Source organism: Klebsiella variicola, from assembly GCF_000828055.2.
Classification (GTDB): domain Bacteria; phylum Pseudomonadota; class Gammaproteobacteria; order Enterobacterales; family Enterobacteriaceae; genus Klebsiella; species Klebsiella variicola.
In genome coordinates this window covers 4987272-5006087 of sequence record NZ_CP010523.2, presented here as the reverse complement: position 1 = coordinate 5006087, position 18816 = coordinate 4987272, and the positions used below count along the sequence as shown (strand labels likewise).

Genomic DNA, 18816 nt, shown 5'->3' with positions numbered 1-18816 from the left:
AATCACATGGTAGATCAGGTTAAAGTCGCTGCTATTGAGCAGGAGCCGACTGAACAATCGCTACGGCGAAATCTCACAAACCGACATATTCAGCTGATTGCGATTGGCGGGGCGATCGGCACTGGGTTATTTATGGGTTCTGGCAAAACTATCAGCCTTGCCGGGCCATCTATTATTTTTGTTTATATGATTATCGGTTTTATGCTGTTTTTCGTTATGCGAGCCATGGGCGAATTACTGCTGTCGAACCTCGAATATAAATCCTTCAGCGATTTTGCGGCCGATCTGCTGGGGCCGTGGGCGGGTTACTTTACCGGCTGGACCTATTGGTTCTGTTGGGTCGTCACCGGAATGGCGGACGTAGTGGCGATCACCGCCTACGCGCAGTTCTGGTTTCCCGGACTCTCCGACTGGGTCGCCTCGCTGGCGGTGATCCTGCTGCTGCTGGGCCTGAACCTGGCCACCGTCAAAATGTTTGGCGAAATGGAGTTCTGGTTCGCGATGATCAAAATCGTCGCCATTGTGGCGCTAATCGTCGTCGGCCTGGTGATGGTCATGATGCATTTCAAATCGCCGACCGGCGTCGAAGCCTCTTTCGCCCATCTGTGGAATGACGGCGGCTGGTTCCCGAAAGGGCTGAGCGGCTTCTTTGCCGGCTTCCAGATTGCGGTGTTCGCCTTCGTGGGGATTGAGCTGGTGGGGACCACCGCCGCCGAAACCAAAGACCCGGAGAAATCCCTGCCACGGGCGATTAACTCCATCCCGCTGCGTATCATTATGTTCTACGTCTTCGCGCTGATTGTGATTATGTCGGTGACGCCGTGGAGCTCCGTGGTGCCGAGCAAGAGCCCGTTCGTTGAGCTGTTCGTGCTGGTCGGCCTGCCGGCGGCGGCGAGCCTGATCAACTTTGTGGTGCTGACTTCCGCAGCCTCCTCGGCCAACAGCGGCGTGTTCTCTACCAGCCGTATGTTGTTCGGTCTGGCGCAGGATGGTCAGGCGCCGAAGATGTTCGCCAAGCTGTCGAAGCGTGCGGTGCCGGCGAAGGGTTTAACCTTCTCCTGCATGTGCCTGCTGGGCGGTGTGGTCATGCTGATGGTCAACCCGAGCGTGATTGCCGCGTTCACCATGATCACCACGGTGTCGGCGATCCTGTTTATGTTCGTCTGGACGATTATCCTCTGCTCTTATCTGGTCTACCGTAAAAAGCGCCCGCAGCTGCATGAGAAGTCCAAATACAAGATGCCGCTGGGCAAATTCATGTGCTGGGTGTGCATGGCCTTCTTCGTCTTCGTACTGGTGCTGTTGACCCTGGAAGATGATACCCGTGAAGCGCTGATGGTTACCCCGCTGTGGTTTGTTCTGCTGGGCGCGGGCTGGCTGTTTGCCGGCAAAAAACGTCTGGCGAAATAAAAAAGGCCACCCGGAGTGGCCAAAGTAAGACGGACAATGTCGAGGGCGCCTGCGGGCGCCTTTTTCTTTATTTTCCGGCAAGGGCGCGCGGGAACAGTACGTTATTTTCCAGACTGATGTGCTCAATCAGATCGTCAATCATCTCGTTGATACCGTTATACATCGCCTTCCAGGTGGTGCAGGCTTCCGGCGGCGGCGTCACGTTATGGGTGATGTGCTTAATGACCTCCAGCAGTTCACCCGCTTCATCGTGCTCGCTTTCCATTACGCTGATCGGCCCCCCGGCCTGGGCGCCCATCCCCTGTTTGATCATCGGGAACAGGATCTGCTCCTCTTTCATCATGTGGCTGGAGAGTTCCTGATGCAGCATGGTCAGGTATTTGGTCAGCCCTTTCGGCACGTTCGGTTTATCGGCATGCACACGTTCAACCTTGGTGGCCTGCAGGATCAGCTCCGGCAGCTGTTCGCGGTGCCGGTCGTGATAGCGGACGATGATGTGGTCAATAATCTCCGGGAGGGGCGCCGCGCGCCAGTCGCGGGAAAGAGGCTGCTCGGCCAGTTTCGCCAGCTCGGCTTCAATCACCGCGACATCCAGCGCTTTCCGCGATGCGGCGCGCGCCAGGGTCTGTTTGCCGCCGCAGCAGTAATCCATATCGTATTGACGGAACAGGGCGGAGGCGCGCGGGATGGTCAGCGCCAGCTCGCCTAAAGGTTGGTCACGGAAAGCCATAGCAGTTACCTCGTCATCAGGAATATAAGATGTATTTTAAATGCATCTTTTTGGCGAGGGAATACCCCTTAAGGAGGCCTGGCTACTTTTTTTCGTCCGTCAGCGGCTGCAGCATCGGTTTTTCCGGTCTGGCGCGTACGGCGGAGACCACGCCGAGCACCAGCAACAGGATCCCGCTCAGGGTCAGCAGCGGCGGTAAACTTTGCCGCAGCAGGAAGGTATACAGCAGCCCGGCCAGAGTTTCGAAGACGATCAGCGGCCCGAGGATCACCGTCGGCAGCCGCTGGCTGGCGATATTCCAGCACAGCGCGCCGACCCATGAGCAGAGCACCGCGATGGCCAGCATCAGCGTAATGAACACCGCCGGGCGCGGGCCGAAGGGCAGGGGAAACCCGGCCTGCTGGCCGTGCAGCCAGGCGCAGGCGGCGAGATAGCCGGCCAGCGAAACCGGAAGCGTGACCAGTGCCTGAGCGGTAGCCCACATCATCGGCGGCTGATGCGGATTTTCCCGCAACCAGCGGGCGTTGCGCAGGGCATACCAGGCCCAGCAGGCCACCGATCCCAGCGCCAGCGCGATGCCGGAGCCGTAGCGCCACGGGCTAAAATCAGGCAGCCCCTGGCGCAGTTCTGCGACGTTAACGCAGATCAGGCCCACGGCGATGCAGACCAGCGCCGGAAACAGACGCCGCCACGGCAGCTTTCCGTCGCGTTGGCTGTAGAGCAGATTGGCGAAGACCGGCAAGACCACCGGCAGCGTGCCGATAATCATGGTGGAGACCGGCGCCCCGGTGCGCTGAATGGCGCTGGCCAGGCAGACGTAATAGATAAGATTCCCCATCATCGTCAGGCCCAGCGCGGTCCACCAGTCGTTCCGGCTCAGCTGGCGCAAACGCGCGCGTCCGAGCCACGCCAGCGGCAGGGCGATCAGGCCCAGCGCCAGATAGCGTCCCATTGACTGCAGCATCGCCGGGTACTCTGGCACCAGCAAAGGCCCGACAAAAATTAATCCCCACATCAGCCCCGCCAGCAGGGCGTACAGCACACCACTAATCATCATTGCATCCGTTGTCATCACAGTTGTCTGCAGTGTAGAAGGGGGCCGGGCAGGAATATTGTATGAGATTGCGCATTAGCGCCTGGCGACCTGCTTCTGATAGCGCACCGGCGTAATGCCGTAACGCAGGGTGAAGGCGCGGGTCAGGTGGGACTGGTCGGTGAGGCCGACGGCTATCGCCACTTCGGCGGCGGGCATACCGTGGGTGAGAAATGCCTTGGCGCGCCACAGACGGATGGCCATCAGCATCTGATGGGGTGTCACGTGATAGTGGGCTTTAAACTGGCGCTGAAAGTGGTACGGGCTAAGCGCCGCCACCTGCGCCAGCTCGTCGAGGGTGATGGGGCGCATATAGTTATCGTGCAGGTAGTCGCGCACGCGGTCGAAGCGATGCCCGGCCTCACCCTGCGCAGAGGCATGGTGGGCCAGAGGGCGGAAGGCGTCGATGAGGTCGAGCAGCATTCCCTGCTGGGCCAGCGGATCGTCGCTATGCCACAGGCCATAAATCAGCTGGCCAATCTGTCGGGAACGCAGGGGATCCTCGCGGACCACCTCGCTGAACCACCAGTCGCGTACCCCGGTGATGGCTTCCAGACGGTCCGGCTCCAGATAAATCATCCGGTAGCGCCAGCCGTCAGCGGTTTCCGCTTCGCCGGTATGCAGCTCGTCGGGATTCATGGTGACAATGGCGTTCGCGGCGGCGATATGCTGGCTGCCGCGGTAGCGAAAGCGTTCAGCGCCTTGCTCAATCACGCCGATGCCGAAGGCTTCGTGGGTATGGGGTTCAAAGGCGTAGCGGGAGATATGGGCGTGGTAGAGCTCCACCCCGGGCAGCTGTTCGAGATGGCGAAAGCGCGCGCGGTCTTTTTCATCACTAAATTGGGGTGGTACGCCCTGCATGCCTGCCTCCCGACGGTTATCCCTTCAATATGAGAGAGGAACCGCCGGGACGCAACCGCAAAAGCTGAGAGGGGTGGTTACAGAATGCCTTTCACGCTTTCAGCAAGGGAGGTGGTCGGACGGCCGATCAGCGTACTCAGGGTGCGGCTGTCGTCAAACAGCCCGCCTTTCGACGCGCCGACATCGGAATCCGCCAGCATATCCGCCAGACCCGCCGGCAGACCGACGCTTTTCAGCGCGGCGGCGAAATCGGCTTCGCTGAGGTTTTGGTAGACCACGTTTTTTCCGCTTTGCGTGCTCAGCTCAGCAGCCAGGTCGCTCAGCGTCCAGGCGTTATCACCCGCCAGTTCGTAAATATTCCCTTCATGGCCTTCACCAGCGATAACGCGGGCGGCAGCGGCGGCATAATCCGCGCGGGTGGCGGAGGCAATTTTACCCTCGCCGGCGGCACCGATAAACACGCCATGCTCCAGCGCCGGCGGTGCGCTGGCCAGATAGTTTTCGGTATACCAGCCATTGCGCAGCAGGGCGTAAGCGATACCAGAGTCGGCCAGCATCTGCTCGGTTTCAATATGCTCTGCGGCCAGGCCCAGCGGCGAGGTGTCGGCGTGCAGCAGGCTGGTGTAGGCGATGAATGTCACCCCAGCGGCTTTGGCGGCGTTGATGACGTTGCGGTGCTGAACGGCGCGCTGACCGACTTCGCTGGAGGAGATTAACAGCAGTTTATCCACGCCCTGCAGCGCGGCGGTCAGTGCCGCTTCGTCGCTATAGTCGGCCTGACGGACAACGACGCCCTGCTGGCTGAGGGACTGGGCTTTGGCCGGGTTGCGGACAATCGCCACAATCTGGCTGGCAGGGACGGTTTTTAACAGGTCTTGCAGAACGTAGTGGCCAAGCTGGCCGGTGGCACCGGTAAGGGCGATCATGGGTCTTCTCCTTCGTGTTTAGTGGCAGTTGTGGTAAGCTAACACCTTAACTAACTTTTAGTAAGTACGCACAAAAAGGTAAGTGTGAAAATGGCCGAACCGACGCTGAGCGAGAAACTGCGCAACGGCAACCTGTTTGCGGAACAGTGCCCGTCGCGCGATGTGCTTAAACATGTCACCAGTCGCTGGGGCGTGTTGATTCTGGTGGCGCTGCGCGAGGGGACCCATCGCTTCAGCGATCTGCGCCGCAAAATGGGCGGGGTCAGCGAAAAGATGCTGGCGCAGTCGCTGCAGGCCCTGGAGCAGGATGGTTTTATCGACCGCGTCTCTTATCCGGTGGTACCGCCACACGTTGAATATAGCCTGACGCCGCTCGGCCTGCAGGTGAGCGAGAAAGTGGCGGCGCTGGCGGACTGGATCGAGAGCAATCTGCCTGCGGTGTTGGCTAACCACGGGGAGTGAAAATGTATCACTCCCTGTAGCCCCGCCACCGGGGAGATATTCCCGGATAACGGCTGGCGCCTTATCCGGGCTACCCGTCAGCCCCGGTTTGTAGCCCCGGTAAGCGCAGCGCCGCCGGGGAGATGTACCCGGATAGCGGCTGGCGCCTTATCCGGGCTACCCGTCAGCCCCGGTTTGTAGCCCCGGTAAGCGCAGCGCCGCCGGGGAGATGTACCCGGATAGCGGCTGGCGCCTTATCCGGGCTACCCGTCAGCTCCGGTTTGTAGCCCCGGTAAGCGCAGCGCCACCGGGGAGATATTCCCGGATAGCGGCTGGCGTCTTATCCGGGCTACCAGCCAGCCCCGGTTTGTAGCCCCGGTAAGCGCAGCGCCATCGGGGAGATATTCCCGGATAGCGGCTGGCGCCTTATCCGGATTACCCGTCAGCCCCGGTTTGTAGCCCCGGTAAGCGCAGCGCCACCGGGGAGATATTCCCGGATAGCGGCTGGCGCCTTATCCGGGCTACCCGTCAGCTCCGGTTTGTAGCCCCGGTAAGCGCAGCGCCGCCGGGGAGATGTACCCGGATAGCGGCTGGCGCCTTATCCGGGCTACCCGTCAGCTCCGGTTTGTAGCCCCGGTAAGCGCAGCGCCACCGGGGAGATATTCCCGGATAGCGGCTGGCGCCTTACCCGGGCTACCCGTCAGCTCCGGTTTGTAGCCCCGGTAAGCGCAGCGGCACCGGGGAGATGTACCCGGATAGCGGCTGGCGCCTTATCCGGGCTACCCGTCAGCTCCGGTTTGTAGCCCCGGTAAGCGCAGCGCCACCGGGGAGATGTACCCGGATAGCGGCTGGCGCCTTATCCTGGCTACTCGTCAGATCCGGTTTGTAGCCCCGGTAAGCGCAGCGCCACCGGGGAGATATTCCCGGATAGCGGCTGGCGTCTTATCCGGGCTACCAGCCAGCCCCGGTTTGTAGCCCCGGTAAGCGCAGCGCCACCGGGGAACAGGCATTACTTGCTCAAATCCAGCTGATAAATGGCGAAGCCGATATCATCGGTGGCCACCTGGCGCATTGGATACTGTGCTTTCTCTTTGATAAACGCCGCGGCTTTGTCGCCTGGCGAGGTCTCAAAACGAATATCCAACGGCGTGTTGCTGTGGATCGGCGCCAGACGCCAGTTGTTATCCGCCGCCGGATGGATCGCGCCATCCTTCTTCGATTGCGCGCCTATCCACGCCGCCAGCACTGAACGGTTTTCATCCGGTGAGGCAAAGGCGATATGGCTCTCACCGGTGCCGGCGAATTTGCCGCCGTAAGCGCGATAGTTATTGGTCGCGACCAGGAAAGTGGCCTGCGGATCGACAGGTTTACCGTTAAAGGTCAGGTGCTTAATACGCTCTGCCTGCGGATGGATCATCTGACATTCGCCGTCGTAGCGGGCCGGCTGGGTGACGTCAATCTGGTAGTTCACCCCGTCAATGACGTCGAAGTTATAGGTGCGGAAGCCGTCCCAGTTGATCAGCGACTGCGGCTTGCTGCTGGCGGGATCGATCTGGTTAAACTGTCCGGCGGAGCACTCCAGCCACTCCTTGACCTCTTTCCCACTGACCTTCATCACCACCAGGGTGTTGGGGTAGAGATAGAGGTCGGCGGCATTGCGGAAGGTGAGCTGACCTTTCTCCACTTCGACAAAGCTCGCCGGATCGTTTTTACGTCCGCCGACTTTAAACGGCGCGGCGGCGGAGAGCACCGGCAGCTTCGCCAGATCCGGGTCGCCCTGAATATAGTGTTCTACATAGGCTTTCTGCGCCATGTTGACCACCTGCACCGTCGGGTCGTCCTGCACCAGCGCCAGATAGCTGTACATGTTGTCGGCGGACTTGCCGATCGGCTTGCTGACGAATTCGCGAGTGGCGTCGTGGTCGGCTTTCAGCACCGCCACCAGCTTGCCGTCTTCGGCCGCCAGCGATTTCTTCGCCACCGCGTCATAGATTGGCCGCGCTTCCGCTCTATTCTGAGTTACCTGCCATTTGCCGCTGTCGTTGTTCAGCACCAGATCAACCACCCCGAGATGATCGCCCCACATTCCCGGCATCACTGCCGGTATGCCGTTCAGCGTCCCTTTGGCGATATCCGCGCCTTTGATGTTGGCGAAGTCTTTACCCGGGAACACCGCGTGGGCATGGCCGAACATAATGGCGTCCACGCCGGGCACCTGGCTTAAGTAGTAGACCGAGTTTTCGGCCATCGCCTGATACGGGTCGGCGGAGAGGCCGGAGTGCGCGACCACGACCACCACATCAGCGCCTTTCGACCGCATCTCCGGGATATATTTGCGCGCGGTTTCGGTAATGTCGTTGACCGTCACTTTACCGCTGAGATTGGCTTTATCCCAGGTCATGATCTGCGGCGGCACAAAGCCGATATAGCCGATGCGCAGGGTGTGGGATTGACCGTCGCTGTCCACGACCCGGGTATCCTGGATCAGGTACGGCGTAAACATCGGTTTGCCAGTTTTGGCATCGATGATATTGGCGTTCACGTAGGGGAATTTCGCCCCGGCCAGCGCCTTATGCAGGAAGTCGAGGCCATAATTAAATTCATGGTTGCCCAGGTTGCCGACGGCGTAATTCAGGGTATTCATCGCCTTATACACCGGATGCACATCGCCTTCTTTCAACCCTTTCGCGGCCATATAGTCGCCTAACGGGCTCCCCTGGATAACATCCCCGTTATCCACCAGCACGCTGTTTTTCGCTTCTGCCCGCGCCTGTTCGATCAGGCTGGCGGTACGCACCAGGCCGAATTTCTCCGTGGCGGCATCTTTGTAATAGTCAAAGTCCATCATATTGCTGTGCAGATCGGTGGTTTCCATGATCCGCAGGTCGACCGTCGCGGCGTTGACGCTGGCGGCGATCAGCGTGGCCAGGAGCGTTGCGCTAAACTTAATCATCAGAGGCGTCCTTTTTTTATGAGCGATAGCACAGTAGAAAATGTATTTATATTCTGTTGCTTACAGAAATGTGAATCTTGCCAGAAAAGCGGGCAGAGAAACCGCCATCGTTATCACAGATAGCGGAACTCGCGGTGATGCGATATAAATAAAACAACGAGTTAACGCCACTGTAACCAGACGAGGTGGAGAATGTTAGAACAAGTATGTCAGCTTGCACGGAACGCGGGCGATGCCATCATGGAAGTCTACGATGGAAACCAGCCGATCAACGTCGCCAGCAAGAAAGATGATTCTCCGGTCACGGCGGCGGATATCGCAGCGCACAACGTCATCATCAGCGGTCTGAAAGCGCTGGATCCTGACACCCCGGTTCTTTCCGAGGAGGACCCGCCGGCCTGGGAGGTACGTCAGCACTGGCAGCGCTACTGGCTGGTCGACCCGCTGGACGGCACCAAAGAGTTTATTAAGCGTAACGGCGAATTCACCGTCAATATCGCGCTGATCGAAAACGGCAAGCCGACACTGGGCGTGGTTTATGCGCCGGTGATGAAGGTGATGTACAGCGCGGAAAAAGGCAAAGCGTGGAAAGAAGAGTGCGGGGTGCGCAAGCAGATCCAGGTCCGCGATGCCCGTCCGCCGCTGGTGGTGATCAGTCGCTCTCACGGTAACGATCCGGAGCTGCAGGAGTATCTTGAGCAACTGGGCGAGCATCAAACCACTTCTATCGGATCTTCGCTGAAGTTCTGCCTGGTGGCGGAGGGTCAGGCCCAGCTCTATCCGCGCTTCGGGCCGACCAGCACCTGGGACACTGCCGCCGGCCACGCGGTCGCGGTGGCCGCCGGGGCGCATGTTCACGACTGGCAGGGCAAAACCCTCGACTACACGCCGCGTGAATCCTTCCTCAACCCCGGCTTCCGGGTCTCTATTTATTAAGCAATTTATGCAGCAGGTCGATGACCTGCTGCACCTCCTGCTGGGTCAGCGCACCGTCTTTGGCCCACTTTACGCGCCCGTCCTTATCCAGCACCACGATCGCGGAACTCTTCTCGTCCAGTTGCCAGGCTTTACGCACCAGCCCGTTGCTGTCGACGATAAACTGCGACCATGGAAAAAGCTTTTTATTACTCTCAATGCTGTTGCGCACGAACATGCCGGTGCCCGGAATGGCATCGTCGGTGTTAACGATGGTGGTAGTCTGGTAACGATCGTGCGGGAAACCTGCCGCTTTAATCGCCTCGATCAGGTTGGCATTTTTCTCTTTGGCTGACGAGCGACCGGCAATGTGCTGGATAACTCGCACTTTTCCCACCAGCTGCGAGCTGTTCCAGTTTTTATAGCTAAACTTATCCTTATCCAGAATGAGTTCTCCCCGATCCGCGACGCCGACCGGCGCCACACGCTGGCCGTCGACGAAGTTATGCGCTGTGGCCAGCAGCGGGAGAAGCAGTAACGAGGCGGCCAGTATGCTACGTAGGGTCATGCGTAATCCTTAATCATTTTTATGCAGGTGATCCGACCACTTGGTCTCGTTTAATCATAAGTGCGATTGGCGGCGATTACCCGCAATGAGGATGCCAGTTTGCGTGTTGACGCACAAATTAGTAGAAAAACGGCGACTTATACTTACTTCATCGTATGTCCGAAACGAAAATTCTGAATTATTGTCATCAAACGGTAAATAAACTTATACACACTGGGTCCCTCTGAGATTCTGGACTATAGTTTTAGGGCATTAAAATTTGCGCTCCCGATACGTGGGCTAACTGTGGCACCACAGGAGCGTAACCCTGGCAGGAGAGAAGAATGAAAATTTTCCAACGCTACAATCCGCTGCAAGTGGCGAAGTACGTGAAGATCCTGTTTCGTGGACGGTTGTACATCAAGGACGTTGGCGCATTTGAATTTGATAAGGGCAAAATCCTTATCCCGAAGGTCAAGGACAAGCTGCATCTGTCAGTGATGTCCGAAGTCAATCGTCAGGTGTTGCGTCTGCAAACTGAGATGGCATAACCTGAAACGTAGCAGTACGTAGTAGGTAAAAGACGGCTCCCGATGGGAGCCGTTGATGTTTTTAGCCCTTCATTTCCGCATAGCGTTTCCGATATTCGCCCGGTGGGATGCCGTTATGTTTACGAAAAAGGCGGGTGAAATAGACCGGATCGCTGTAACCCACCGATAAAGCAATTTTGTTTAGTGGGAGCGAGGTGCTCTGAATAAGCCACCTGGCGCGGTTGATGCGCTGTGTTTCCCGCCACGCATAGACCGTTTGCCCCAGTTCATTTTTGAAAAGGTGCGCCAGACGTGAAGGGGAGATAAACACCATCGCCGCCAGGGTCTCGATTTTTACCTCCTGCGCAATATGGGCGTTAAGATAGTCGCAGATGGCGTTAATCCGTGGGTCGTGGGCATGGCGATTGCTAATGGGCTGCTGCTGAAAACAGCGGAGAATTAATCTCTCCAGCGCGTTCATTGCCAGCGCTTCTGACAGCGGTACGGACGCAGAGTGGTGGCGTATCACTTCGTAGAACAGATCGCGCAGCTGCTGGAGCTGGTCGGGATCGTTAATGGTTGTTTTGCCGATACCGTGGGTGGTTTGGTCCCACTTTAGCCAGTCTATCCAGTAGGGGCGGGGGATAAAGTAGATCCACAGATGGTCCCAGTACTCGCTGTGTTCGTCCCTGCCGTAATGATGGGGCACGCCGGGAGGAAACAGCAACAGATCGTTTTCCCGGCACAGCAGGAAGCCATCGCCCGCTTTCGCCCGCGCCTGGCCGCGCAGGGTCAGATTAATGATGTAACCTTTCATCCCCTGCGGGCGATTAATGTAATAGTCCAGCGTGGAGCCGCGGGTAATCGGCGTGAAGCCTGCGACGACCCAGGCATTGAAGGTAAAGGTCTTCATCAATGGCGAGAAATTGAGTAGCTCATTGATATCCAGTTCCATTCTCTCTCCCACCTGAGCGCCGCCGCGTCGTTAGCTTTCGATGATAGTAAATTCCCAGGCCCTGAGGCGCAACGGCTGGCCGACGTCTACAGCCTCCCCGCTCAGCAGCGCGGTACCCGCGGTCTCGCTGACAACATCCAGCGCCTCGCCGGAGTAATTGAACAGGAAGTGGATAGTATTTCCGGCACGGTTACGCATCTTTTTAACCACTAACGGATAGCGATAGGCGGAAGTTCGCGAGTTCAGCGTGAGGTCCGCCGTCAGGACATCAAACAGCTGGCTAATCAGGCGCTTCTGCGGCAGGAAGCCAACGTACAGGGCGCGTCCCTGACCGTAATCCGTCGCCGTTGCGGCGGCATATTCGCCCCATGCCGGATGCTGATAGCGCAGCAGTGTGCGGGTTCCGCCATCGGGCGTCAGCAATTCCATCCACAGCTCAGCCTGATTATCATTGCGGCAATCAATCTCTGCGCTGCATGAGCTTACCGTCGTCCCTTCCGGCAGGGTGAACTGGCTGTAGCTGACGCCGCAGCTCTGGCGCAAAATCCCCGGCTGCGCGCTGTTGCGCACCTTGACATTTTCATCGCTAAAGCCTGATTTAAAGCCGATCAGCGCTCTGCCGCCCCGGGCGATATAGTCGTTAATCCGTGTTAGCAGGCCATCATCGGCGGCGTACAGACCAGGAACGAGCAGTACCCGGTAGCGCGAGGTTTCCTCGTTCACATCGTGGATGATGTCGAGGCTGATATTGTGGTCATACAGCGCATCGTGGAAGCGGCGGAAGATATCGTTATAAATGTTGCCCTCGGCATCGCCGGGACGGAAGTGATTGAGGGCGTCCATCGCCTCATTGCTTATTAGCAACGCGACGTCATTTTCGGCCTTCAGCTCCGCCAGCTGCGGCGACAGGCGGGCGAAATCGGCGCCGATGGTGGTGGCTTCCTGCCAGGTTGGGTTGCGCGAGAAGTCGTGGCTGAGCAGCCCCTTCCAGTAGGTTTCGAAGGCGTTATGAATCGAATGCCAGTGCCAGTAGGAGACCATGGCGGCGCCGGAGGCGATATGGCTGAATGCCTGCAGGCGTAGCTGGCCCGGGAAGGGGGTCCACTGGGCGAAGCCCTGAGCCTGGGTTTCCAGTACGAAGTAGTTCTGACCCGGCTTAAGCGAGCGGGTGATGGCGCCGCCAAAGGCGATTTCCCGCCCGGTCAGGTGCGCCTGGCTCGGGTGATAGATATCGACGCCGGCGATATCCAGCGCCTGCGCCGCCGCAAAATGGTCGACCCGCGGCTGCACGCCGTAAGAGTAACCGCGCCATTCGAAATCGAAGTTGTGGGTGACGAACTGGTGCGGCTGGGCGTATTCCCGAACGATGGCCGCCTGCCAGGCCAGATACTCGGTGACCTGCTGACGCTGATAGCGGGAGAAGGCGCAGGCGAGGCTGGCGTTGATGGTGTTTTCCACCGGCGGAAAATCCTGCCAGCGGTCAATGCGGTTGCTCCAGTAATCCAGACCGAAATCGTGATTCAGCTGCCGGAGGTCAGGATATTTCTCCTGCAGGCTGCGCACGAAGCCCTCCTGCATATAGCGGCCAATATTGTCGTAATGCTTGGTTTCGTTATCCAGTTGCCAGCCGATAATCGCCGGATGGTGCTGCACATGGGCCATCAGCGTGCGGATAATTTTTTCGGCATAGCGGCGAAAGGTCGGATTGACGATATCCATGATCTGCCGCGGGCCATATTTTTGCTGCCCCGCGACGGTGGTGACCAGAATATCGGGATGTTTCGCCGCCAGCCAGGCCGGTACCGCATAGGTCGGCGTCCCGACGATGACCGCAATGCCGGCCTCATGCATCGCCTCCAGCACCCGGTCGATATGGTAGAAATTGTACTGGCCCTCTTCAGGCTCCAGCGTACTCCAGGTGGACTCGGCAATACGCACCACGTTAATGCCGGTTTCGCGCATTAAGGCGATATCCTTAGCCAGCCGATCTTCCGGCATATATTCATCGTAATACGCCACGCCATAAAATAAATGAGACATACACACTACCTCCTGACATTAATTCGCGGGCACCGGTTGTGAAGCGAAGACACGCGCTTTATCCAGCGTAATAAAAGAAATGAGCGTGAAGCACAGAGCGATACCGCCGAGTACGATATAACTGCTGGTAAAGCCCATGCTCTGGTACATATGGCCGATACCGGTCGAGAGAAAAATAGAGCTAAAGCTTTTCGAAAACTGGAAGCCAATTAAGTAAACAGTCGCTGACAGCAGAGGGTTAAAGTTAGCGGTAATATATTTTAGCGCCGCGACGAGGAGCACCGAGCTTTCAAAGCCGTGGAGGAGTTTAATCAGGCTGATGGATACCGGGCCAATAGCCCATGCGGAGCCGATAATGCGCAAGCTCATAATCAGCCCGCAGTATAACAGCGCATTTTTCGGGCCGATTTTATTCACAAACCATGGCGCAAAGAACATCACGATAGCATCAAGGAAAATCTGACCCGTGGTTAAATAACCGAAGACTTCTGCACCCCGGGCTTTACTCTCAAAGAAATGGCTGTAATAGATAGCGAACTGCTGGTCATAGGTTTCATAGACCGCCCCGACGCCAATGACATAGAGGGCGAAGAACCAGAATTTTTTAATTTTTAACAGCGAGACGGCATCGCGGAGGGTAACCGGCGAGGCTTTGCCAGACAGCAATCCCTGCTGCGGGTGGGCGCTGATCTGCATTTTCCAGACAATGACCAGCAGGCAGACGCCTGCGCCGCTGGCCAACCAGAAAATCATATTCTGATCAATGCCGTAGAGTTTTCCTGCCGCAAAGGTGCCGATCGCGGCGCCGATGCCGCCGAACATCCGCGCCCGGCCAAATTCGAAACTGGAGGCGCGGCTGACTTTATCAATGTAGGCTTCGCAAACCCCGCAGCCTGCGCCGTAGGCCATGCCAATATAAAGGCCGCCAGCCAGCGCGCCGAGGAACACATTTATTTTTAACAGGGGAGCAAAGACATAGATCCAATAAGGGGCGAATAACGTGATTATAATCGCCAGCATCCACATCAGATTTTTACGATATACCAGTTTATCGGAGATGAAGCCGAATAACGGCTGAACGCAGACGGCGACAATAGCGGTAAAGGAATAGACCAGGCCGACGTCCGTATAATTGATGCCGATGGTTTCCGTTAACCACAGTGATAAATAGGGGTAGCAGCATCCCCAGCCTATAAAGAAGAACAGGAAAAACAGACAGCTGATAAAGTAATTTTTATTTGACGTTATCATGGTAACCCTCGCTTCCTTTATTCAGGAATATGATCGTGTAGACGCGGGCAACGTTACCTTTTTGCGTGGCGAGGAGTCATGAACGTTCCGCTATCGAGCAGGAGTAATCTGCTATCGGCAGAGGGGCGTGAGCCGCTTCACATTCGGGACATAAAAAAAGGGCGGATGGTTATCCGCCCTTGAGAGAGAAAAGGTCAGGCTCAGGCGTTCTGGCTTTCCGCCGCTTCGGCCTGCTTGGGCACCAGCACCGTTGGCTTGTTATCGATACGGGTCACCAGCAGCTGGTCGATCCGGTAGTTATCGATATCCACGACCTCAAACTTATACCCGGAGAACTTCACCGCGTCGGTGCGTTTCGGGATTTTACGCAGCATAAACATCATAAAGCCGCCGATGGTCTCGTAATTCCCGGACTGCGGGAACTCGTCGATATCCAGCACACGCATCACGTCATCAATCGGCGTACCGCCATCGATCAGCCACGAGTTTTCATCGCGGGCGACAATCTGCTCTTCCAGCCCCTGGCCGACGAGGTCGCCCATCAGGGTGGTCATGACGTCGTTGAGGGTGATGATCCCGACCACCAGCGCGTATTCATTCATGATCACCGCGAAATCTTCGCCGGCGGTTTTGAAGCTTTCCAGCGCTTCTGACAGGGTCAGGGTATCCGGCACGATCAGCGTGTTGCGGATCTGCACGCCGCCGGTCAGGACCAGGCTCTGGTTGGCCAGTACGCGGTTCAGCAGATCTTTTGAATCGACGTAACCGATAATGTGGTCGATATCTTCATTACAGACGAGGAATTTCGAGTGCGGATGTTCGGCCACTTTATTTTTCAGGCTCTGCTCGTCTTCGTGTAAATCAAACCAAATGACGTTTTCGCGCGAGGTCATGGAGGAAGGAACGGTACGGGACTCCAGCTCGAACACGTTCTCAATCAGCTCGTGCTCCTGCTTGCGCAGCACCCCGGCCAGCGCGCCGGCTTCAACGACGGCATAGATATCGTCGGAAGTAATATCGTCTTTACGCACCATCGGCAGTTTGAAGATGCGGAAGATCATGTTGGCCATGCCGTTAAACAACCACACCAGCGGGCGGAAGACTAACAGGCAGAAGCGCATCGGGTTGATGATGCGCAGAGCCACGGTTTCGGGCGCAATCATACCGATGCGTTTCGGAGTCAGGTCAGCAAACAGGATGAACAAGCTGGTGACCAGGGTAAAAGAGATGATGAAGCTCAGCTGCTCGGACAGCTCCGGCGACATATACCCGCTGAGCAGGCTATGAAACGCCGGGGAGAAGGCCGCGTCGCCCACGATACCGCCAAGAATGGCGACGGCATTGAGGCCGATTTGCACGACGGTAAAGAAGGTGCCCGGGTTCTCCTGCATCTTCAGCACGCGCTGTGCGTTGACGTTGCCTTCATCGGCCAGCAGTTTCAGTTTGATTTTACGTGAGGCGGCCAGTGAGATTTCCGATATCGAAAAAAAGGCACTGACGGCTATCAGACAGAGTATTACTAAAATACTGTTTAACATATCTTTTCTGACCGTTGAGGTCAGATCCTCGGAAGGGAAGTTGATCGAACTATAAGGAAGCTACTTGAACACCCGCCCACAGGCGCGGGCTGGCAATTTCAGAAGGTAGTATAGCGTAACAGTCAGCAAAATCGCCAGAGCATTGATTAATCATTGTTAATTACGCGGTTATCTCTCCGCCACGCGTCAGCGTAAACGCGTACTTATGATGACAGGTGCGTCGCAGGATAATTCCCGCAACAAGAGCGACTCATCTGCAGGTGAAAGGGAAGTCGATGATCCGCTAATAAAGGGAGCGGAGTCGATCACAGAAATTCATCTGCCATGATAATAGCGGATGAAAATTTGTGATGAGAATAGCATCGGTATTTTTACCGTCTTGACCATTCGTATTTAGTAATAGAAATATATCTGTAATTGAAAACGATACCGCAAACGATTTCACATTGGTTTAGATAATATATAGATACCGTCATATTCTTTTCCGTTTCATTTCAAGATGATTAATTTTAGGGATAAAATATGCATACAAAAACCGCTTTTATTATGTGTTGCGTTCTTGGCATTCCTGCAGCCGGCCACGCGCTGACCTTTGATGTCAGGGGAGGATATCGGGCGGGAAGCCACTCTTACGAGTCCCGCTATAAGGTCAGCCAGGGGTGGGAAACAGGCTGGTGGGCGAGTATGGAGATGGATAACAAAAACAACAAAAATAACCATCAGGGCAACCAGGGTACCGACAGAGCTGATGGTTCCCACTCCTTTGGCGACAGCACGGTCGATTATAATGAAATAGAGGTTAACTATAGCTGGCCATTCGCTGAAAAATGGGCCTTGCAGCCTGGCGGCATCTATCACTGGAGCAGCAAAGGCACTCAGCTACGGCCTTATCTGCGCGTTAATTATAAAGCCACGCCCGACCTTACCTTTGGGCTGCGTTATCGCTATGACTACAACACTTATGAAACGGCCAATAGTGCCGGTGAGTCGCATCGGGATAGCGTCAATCGTCTGGATTTATATGTTGCCTATAAATTTAATGCGAAATGGAGCGCCTTATATCAAGGCACGGTCTATCGCCACGTCAATGACGACTATAAGTATAAAAATGATAAGCCTTCGGCGACAGAAAATGCGCTCACGCTACGCTATAAATGGAATGACTGGTTTAGTCCCTATATCGAATATGATTATCTCGGGAAACAGGGCTACCATGACGGCCAAAATAAAATCTCAGAATCACGGTATCGTATTGGCATGACGTTTACGCTATAACCCTCCCCCCGACGAGCAAGAATCAATATCGGCTAACATTAGCTGGCATAATATTAAATACTGCCCCGGCCCTGTCACGTCCTTTGGGCCGGGAACCTTCGCCGCTTAGCGATAAGGCCGCGTGGAAGCGCGCGGGATCAGCGTCGGCAGAGAATAGCGCTGAGGATTTTCCACATGGTTGCTTAACAGTAACTCGACAGCATGGCTGGCAAGCTGATCAAGCGGCGTTTTTACCGAGGTTAAGGGGATCGGCAGACGGCTGACCAAAGGAATGTCGTTATAACCCACCAGAGAAACGTCTCGGCCTATCTCCAGTCCGAGTCGATGTGCCGCCGCCATCACGCCGATCGCCAGGTCATCATTGACGGCGAAAATGGCGCTGGGGCGCGCAGGACTATTCAGTATTTCATAACCGGCGTTTTCACCGGCCACAATGGTAAAATCGGAATCTCGCCACCACTGGGGATTCACCTCGGCCTGCGCTTCCTGCATGGCACGCAGGAAACCCTTTTGCCGGTTTAAGGTGCTTGATGAAAAATTCGGCCCGGCAATGATGCCGATTTCCCGGTGCCCTAAATCCAGTAAATGGCGGGTCGCCAGATAACCTCCCAGTTCGTCATCACCAATGGCCGATGGGCTTATACCGTCGGTACGTAGCGCCAGAACATGGTTGATCTGTTTTTCCCGTAGCTGCTGGGGCAGGCGATCGCCCAGGCGGCAGGTGGAAAGGATCAGGCCGTCCACCCGGCGGTCTAACAGAGATTGCGTGGCGCGCTCTTCCGTTTCTGGATCGTTGCCACAGGTGGCCACTACCGTGAAATACCCATGGCGCGCAGCGGCCTGAGAGACGGCTTCATAGAACATCGCCGTCACGGTATCAGTCAATCTGGGCACCAGAACGCCTATCGTGCCGGTATCGCCCCGGCGCAGACTTGACGCCACGTAGTCACGTCGATAACCCAGCTGCTTCGCCGCTTCGCGTATTTTTTCAGCGGAAGGGCTGCGGGACGGGGGGAGACGTTCATCCAGCACGCGTGAAACAGTTGAAACACTCACGCCTGCAGCGCGTGCCACATCCTGCATCGTGATCGTTCTTCCATTTTGCTCTGAAGATGACTGATTTCCCATGACCGATTCCCTGTTTAAATTCAGCTGAGATTGTATTCGTAGTTATTTCGCCCACGCAACTGAATTGGCGTGAGCGGTAACAGGCAATAATGTGGGAAATAGATCACGTAATGCAGATTGATAAACATTTAAGCCGCTCTTTTTTGTGATTCGAATTGCATTTATTCGCAGAGTACCCTTGATCTTGCGGAGTAAAGGGAAGACATTTCAATTCACTTGCAAT

Annotated in this window: 16 protein-coding genes; 5 read left to right on the top strand and 11 right to left on the bottom strand. The window is 56.3% G+C overall.

The annotated features are described in order from the left end of the window. Nucleotides 1-6: 6 nt before the first annotated feature. Nucleotides 7-1410 carry a D-serine/D-alanine/glycine transporter gene (cycA, locus tag SP68_RS23345; protein WP_008807170.1) on the top strand — a complete coding sequence of 468 codons (1404 nt, stop codon included), beginning with the start codon at nucleotides 7-9 and terminating at the stop codon, nucleotides 1408-1410. 67 nt (nucleotides 1411-1477) lie between these two features. On the opposite strand, the gene ytfE is transcribed toward cycA, so the two are convergent. From ytfE to SP68_RS23325, 4 genes are all read right to left on the bottom strand, one after another. Continuing rightward, nucleotides 1478-2140 carry an iron-sulfur cluster repair protein YtfE gene (ytfE, locus tag SP68_RS23340; RefSeq protein WP_032741377.1) on the bottom strand — a complete coding sequence of 221 codons (663 nt, stop codon included), beginning with the start codon at nucleotides 2138-2140 and terminating at the stop codon, nucleotides 1478-1480. Between the two features lie 82 nt (nucleotides 2141-2222). Continuing rightward, complete coding sequence (locus SP68_RS23335; RefSeq protein ID WP_023323512.1) at nucleotides 2223-3194, bottom strand: DMT family transporter; 972 nt, start codon at nucleotides 3192-3194, stop codon at nucleotides 2223-2225. 75 nt (nucleotides 3195-3269) lie between these two features. Next, nucleotides 3270-4094, bottom strand: coding sequence for an AraC family transcriptional regulator (locus SP68_RS23330; RefSeq protein ID WP_012969104.1), 825 nt, complete (start codon nucleotides 4092-4094; stop codon nucleotides 3270-3272). 77 nt (nucleotides 4095-4171) lie between these two features. After that, nucleotides 4172-5020, bottom strand: a complete 849-nt coding sequence (locus SP68_RS23325) for an SDR family oxidoreductase (RefSeq protein ID WP_040972493.1) — start codon at nucleotides 5018-5020, stop codon at nucleotides 4172-4174. A gap of 90 nt (nucleotides 5021-5110) precedes the next feature. Between SP68_RS23325 and SP68_RS23320 the strand changes: the two genes are divergently transcribed. Next, the gene (locus SP68_RS23320; protein ID WP_012543100.1) at nucleotides 5111-5482 is read left to right on the top strand and encodes a winged helix-turn-helix transcriptional regulator; all 372 of its coding nucleotides are present in this window, start codon (nucleotides 5111-5113) and stop codon (nucleotides 5480-5482) included. A 988-nt stretch (nucleotides 5483-6470) separates the two neighbouring features. Here the strand turns inward: SP68_RS23320 and cpdB are convergent. Further along, nucleotides 6471-8414 (bottom strand): 2',3'-cyclic-nucleotide 2'-phosphodiesterase, encoded by a 1944-nt coding sequence (gene cpdB, locus SP68_RS23315; RefSeq protein WP_040972569.1) that lies wholly within the window; start codon nucleotides 8412-8414, stop codon nucleotides 6471-6473. A 192-nt stretch (nucleotides 8415-8606) separates the two neighbouring features. On the opposite strand from cpdB, the gene cysQ reads away from it, so the two are divergent. Beyond that, nucleotides 8607-9350: a 3'(2'),5'-bisphosphate nucleotidase CysQ gene (gene cysQ, locus SP68_RS23310; RefSeq protein WP_012543098.1), complete on the top strand. Its 744-nt coding sequence runs from the start codon at nucleotides 8607-8609 to the stop codon at nucleotides 9348-9350. Here cysQ and SP68_RS23305 read toward each other — a convergent pair. Continuing rightward, a complete protein-coding gene (locus SP68_RS23305) occupies nucleotides 9340-9897 on the bottom strand; it encodes a YtfJ family protein (RefSeq protein ID WP_023339455.1) in 558 nt (185 codons plus the stop codon). The two genes, cysQ and SP68_RS23305, sit on opposite strands and share 11 nt — an antisense overlap. 323 nt (nucleotides 9898-10220) lie before the next feature. On the opposite strand from SP68_RS23305, the gene SP68_RS23300 reads away from it, so the two are divergent. After that, on the top strand, nucleotides 10221-10427 hold the full coding sequence (locus tag SP68_RS23300) for a DUF1107 domain-containing protein (protein WP_002886707.1): 207 nt from the start codon (nucleotides 10221-10223) through the stop codon (nucleotides 10425-10427). A 61-nt stretch (nucleotides 10428-10488) separates the two neighbouring features. On the opposite strand, the gene araC is transcribed toward SP68_RS23300, so the two are convergent. The 4 genes from araC to paeA form a co-directional block, all read right to left on the bottom strand. Continuing rightward, a complete protein-coding gene (gene araC / locus SP68_RS23295; RefSeq protein WP_004178353.1) occupies nucleotides 10489-11361 on the bottom strand; it encodes an arabinose operon transcriptional regulator AraC in 873 nt (290 codons plus the stop codon). A gap of 30 nt (nucleotides 11362-11391) precedes the next feature. After that, the gene (locus tag SP68_RS23290) at nucleotides 11392-13401 is read right to left on the bottom strand and encodes a beta-galactosidase (RefSeq protein WP_040972577.1); all 2010 of its coding nucleotides are present in this window, start codon (nucleotides 13399-13401) and stop codon (nucleotides 11392-11394) included. An 18-nt stretch (nucleotides 13402-13419) separates the two neighbouring features. Then, on the bottom strand, nucleotides 13420-14652 hold the full coding sequence (locus SP68_RS23285) for an oligosaccharide MFS transporter (protein WP_008807159.1): 1233 nt from the start codon (nucleotides 14650-14652) through the stop codon (nucleotides 13420-13422). 200 nt (nucleotides 14653-14852) lie between these two features. Next, nucleotides 14853-16190 carry a polyamine export protein PaeA gene (gene paeA, locus SP68_RS23280; RefSeq protein ID WP_008807158.1) on the bottom strand — a complete coding sequence of 446 codons (1338 nt, stop codon included), beginning with the start codon at nucleotides 16188-16190 and terminating at the stop codon, nucleotides 14853-14855. Between the two features lie 522 nt (nucleotides 16191-16712). On the opposite strand from paeA, the gene SP68_RS23275 reads away from it, so the two are divergent. After that, nucleotides 16713-17465, top strand: coding sequence for an oligogalacturonate-specific porin KdgM family protein (locus SP68_RS23275; RefSeq protein ID WP_040972580.1), 753 nt, complete (start codon nucleotides 16713-16715; stop codon nucleotides 17463-17465). Nucleotides 17466-17570: 105 nt separating this feature from the next. On the opposite strand, the gene SP68_RS23270 is transcribed toward SP68_RS23275, so the two are convergent. Beyond that, nucleotides 17571-18593, bottom strand: a complete 1023-nt coding sequence (locus SP68_RS23270) for a LacI family DNA-binding transcriptional regulator (RefSeq protein ID WP_023339457.1) — start codon at nucleotides 18591-18593, stop codon at nucleotides 17571-17573. Nucleotides 18594-18816 lie beyond the last annotated feature (223 nt).

What these genes read in the sequence shown, in the direction of transcription:
- cpdB (WP_040972569.1), bottom strand. Translation starts at nt 8,414, where the DNA reads ATGATTAAGTTTAGCGCAACGCTCCTGGCCACGCTGATCGCCGCCAGC.
- SP68_RS23290 (WP_040972577.1), bottom strand. Translation starts at nt 13,401, where the DNA reads ATGTCTCATTTATTTTATGGCGTGGCGTATTACGATGAATATATGCCG.
- SP68_RS23275 (WP_040972580.1), top strand. Translation starts at nt 16,713, where the DNA reads ATGCATACAAAAACCGCTTTTATTATGTGTTGCGTTCTTGGCATTCCT.
- SP68_RS23320 (WP_012543100.1), top strand. Translation starts at nt 5,111, where the DNA reads ATGGCCGAACCGACGCTGAGCGAGAAACTGCGCAACGGCAACCTGTTT.
- araC (WP_004178353.1), bottom strand. Translation starts at nt 11,361, where the DNA reads ATGGAACTGGATATCAATGAGCTACTCAATTTCTCGCCATTGATGAAG.
- SP68_RS23305 (WP_023339455.1), bottom strand. Translation starts at nt 9,897, where the DNA reads ATGACCCTACGTAGCATACTGGCCGCCTCGTTACTGCTTCTCCCGCTG.
- cysQ (WP_012543098.1), top strand. Translation starts at nt 8,607, where the DNA reads ATGTTAGAACAAGTATGTCAGCTTGCACGGAACGCGGGCGATGCCATC.
- SP68_RS23325 (WP_040972493.1), bottom strand. Translation starts at nt 5,020, where the DNA reads ATGATCGCCCTTACCGGTGCCACCGGCCAGCTTGGCCACTACGTTCTG.
- SP68_RS23330 (WP_012969104.1), bottom strand. Translation starts at nt 4,094, where the DNA reads ATGCAGGGCGTACCACCCCAATTTAGTGATGAAAAAGACCGCGCGCGC.
- cycA (WP_008807170.1), top strand. Translation starts at nt 7, where the DNA reads ATGGTAGATCAGGTTAAAGTCGCTGCTATTGAGCAGGAGCCGACTGAA.
- ytfE (WP_032741377.1), bottom strand. Translation starts at nt 2,140, where the DNA reads ATGGCTTTCCGTGACCAACCTTTAGGCGAGCTGGCGCTGACCATCCCG.
- SP68_RS23285 (WP_008807159.1), bottom strand. Translation starts at nt 14,652, where the DNA reads ATGATAACGTCAAATAAAAATTACTTTATCAGCTGTCTGTTTTTCCTG.
- paeA (WP_008807158.1), bottom strand. Translation starts at nt 16,190, where the DNA reads ATGTTAAACAGTATTTTAGTAATACTCTGTCTGATAGCCGTCAGTGCC.
- SP68_RS23270 (WP_023339457.1), bottom strand. Translation starts at nt 18,593, where the DNA reads ATGGGAAATCAGTCATCTTCAGAGCAAAATGGAAGAACGATCACGATG.
- SP68_RS23335 (WP_023323512.1), bottom strand. Translation starts at nt 3,194, where the DNA reads ATGATTAGTGGTGTGCTGTACGCCCTGCTGGCGGGGCTGATGTGGGGA.
- SP68_RS23300 (WP_002886707.1), top strand. Translation starts at nt 10,221, where the DNA reads ATGAAAATTTTCCAACGCTACAATCCGCTGCAAGTGGCGAAGTACGTG.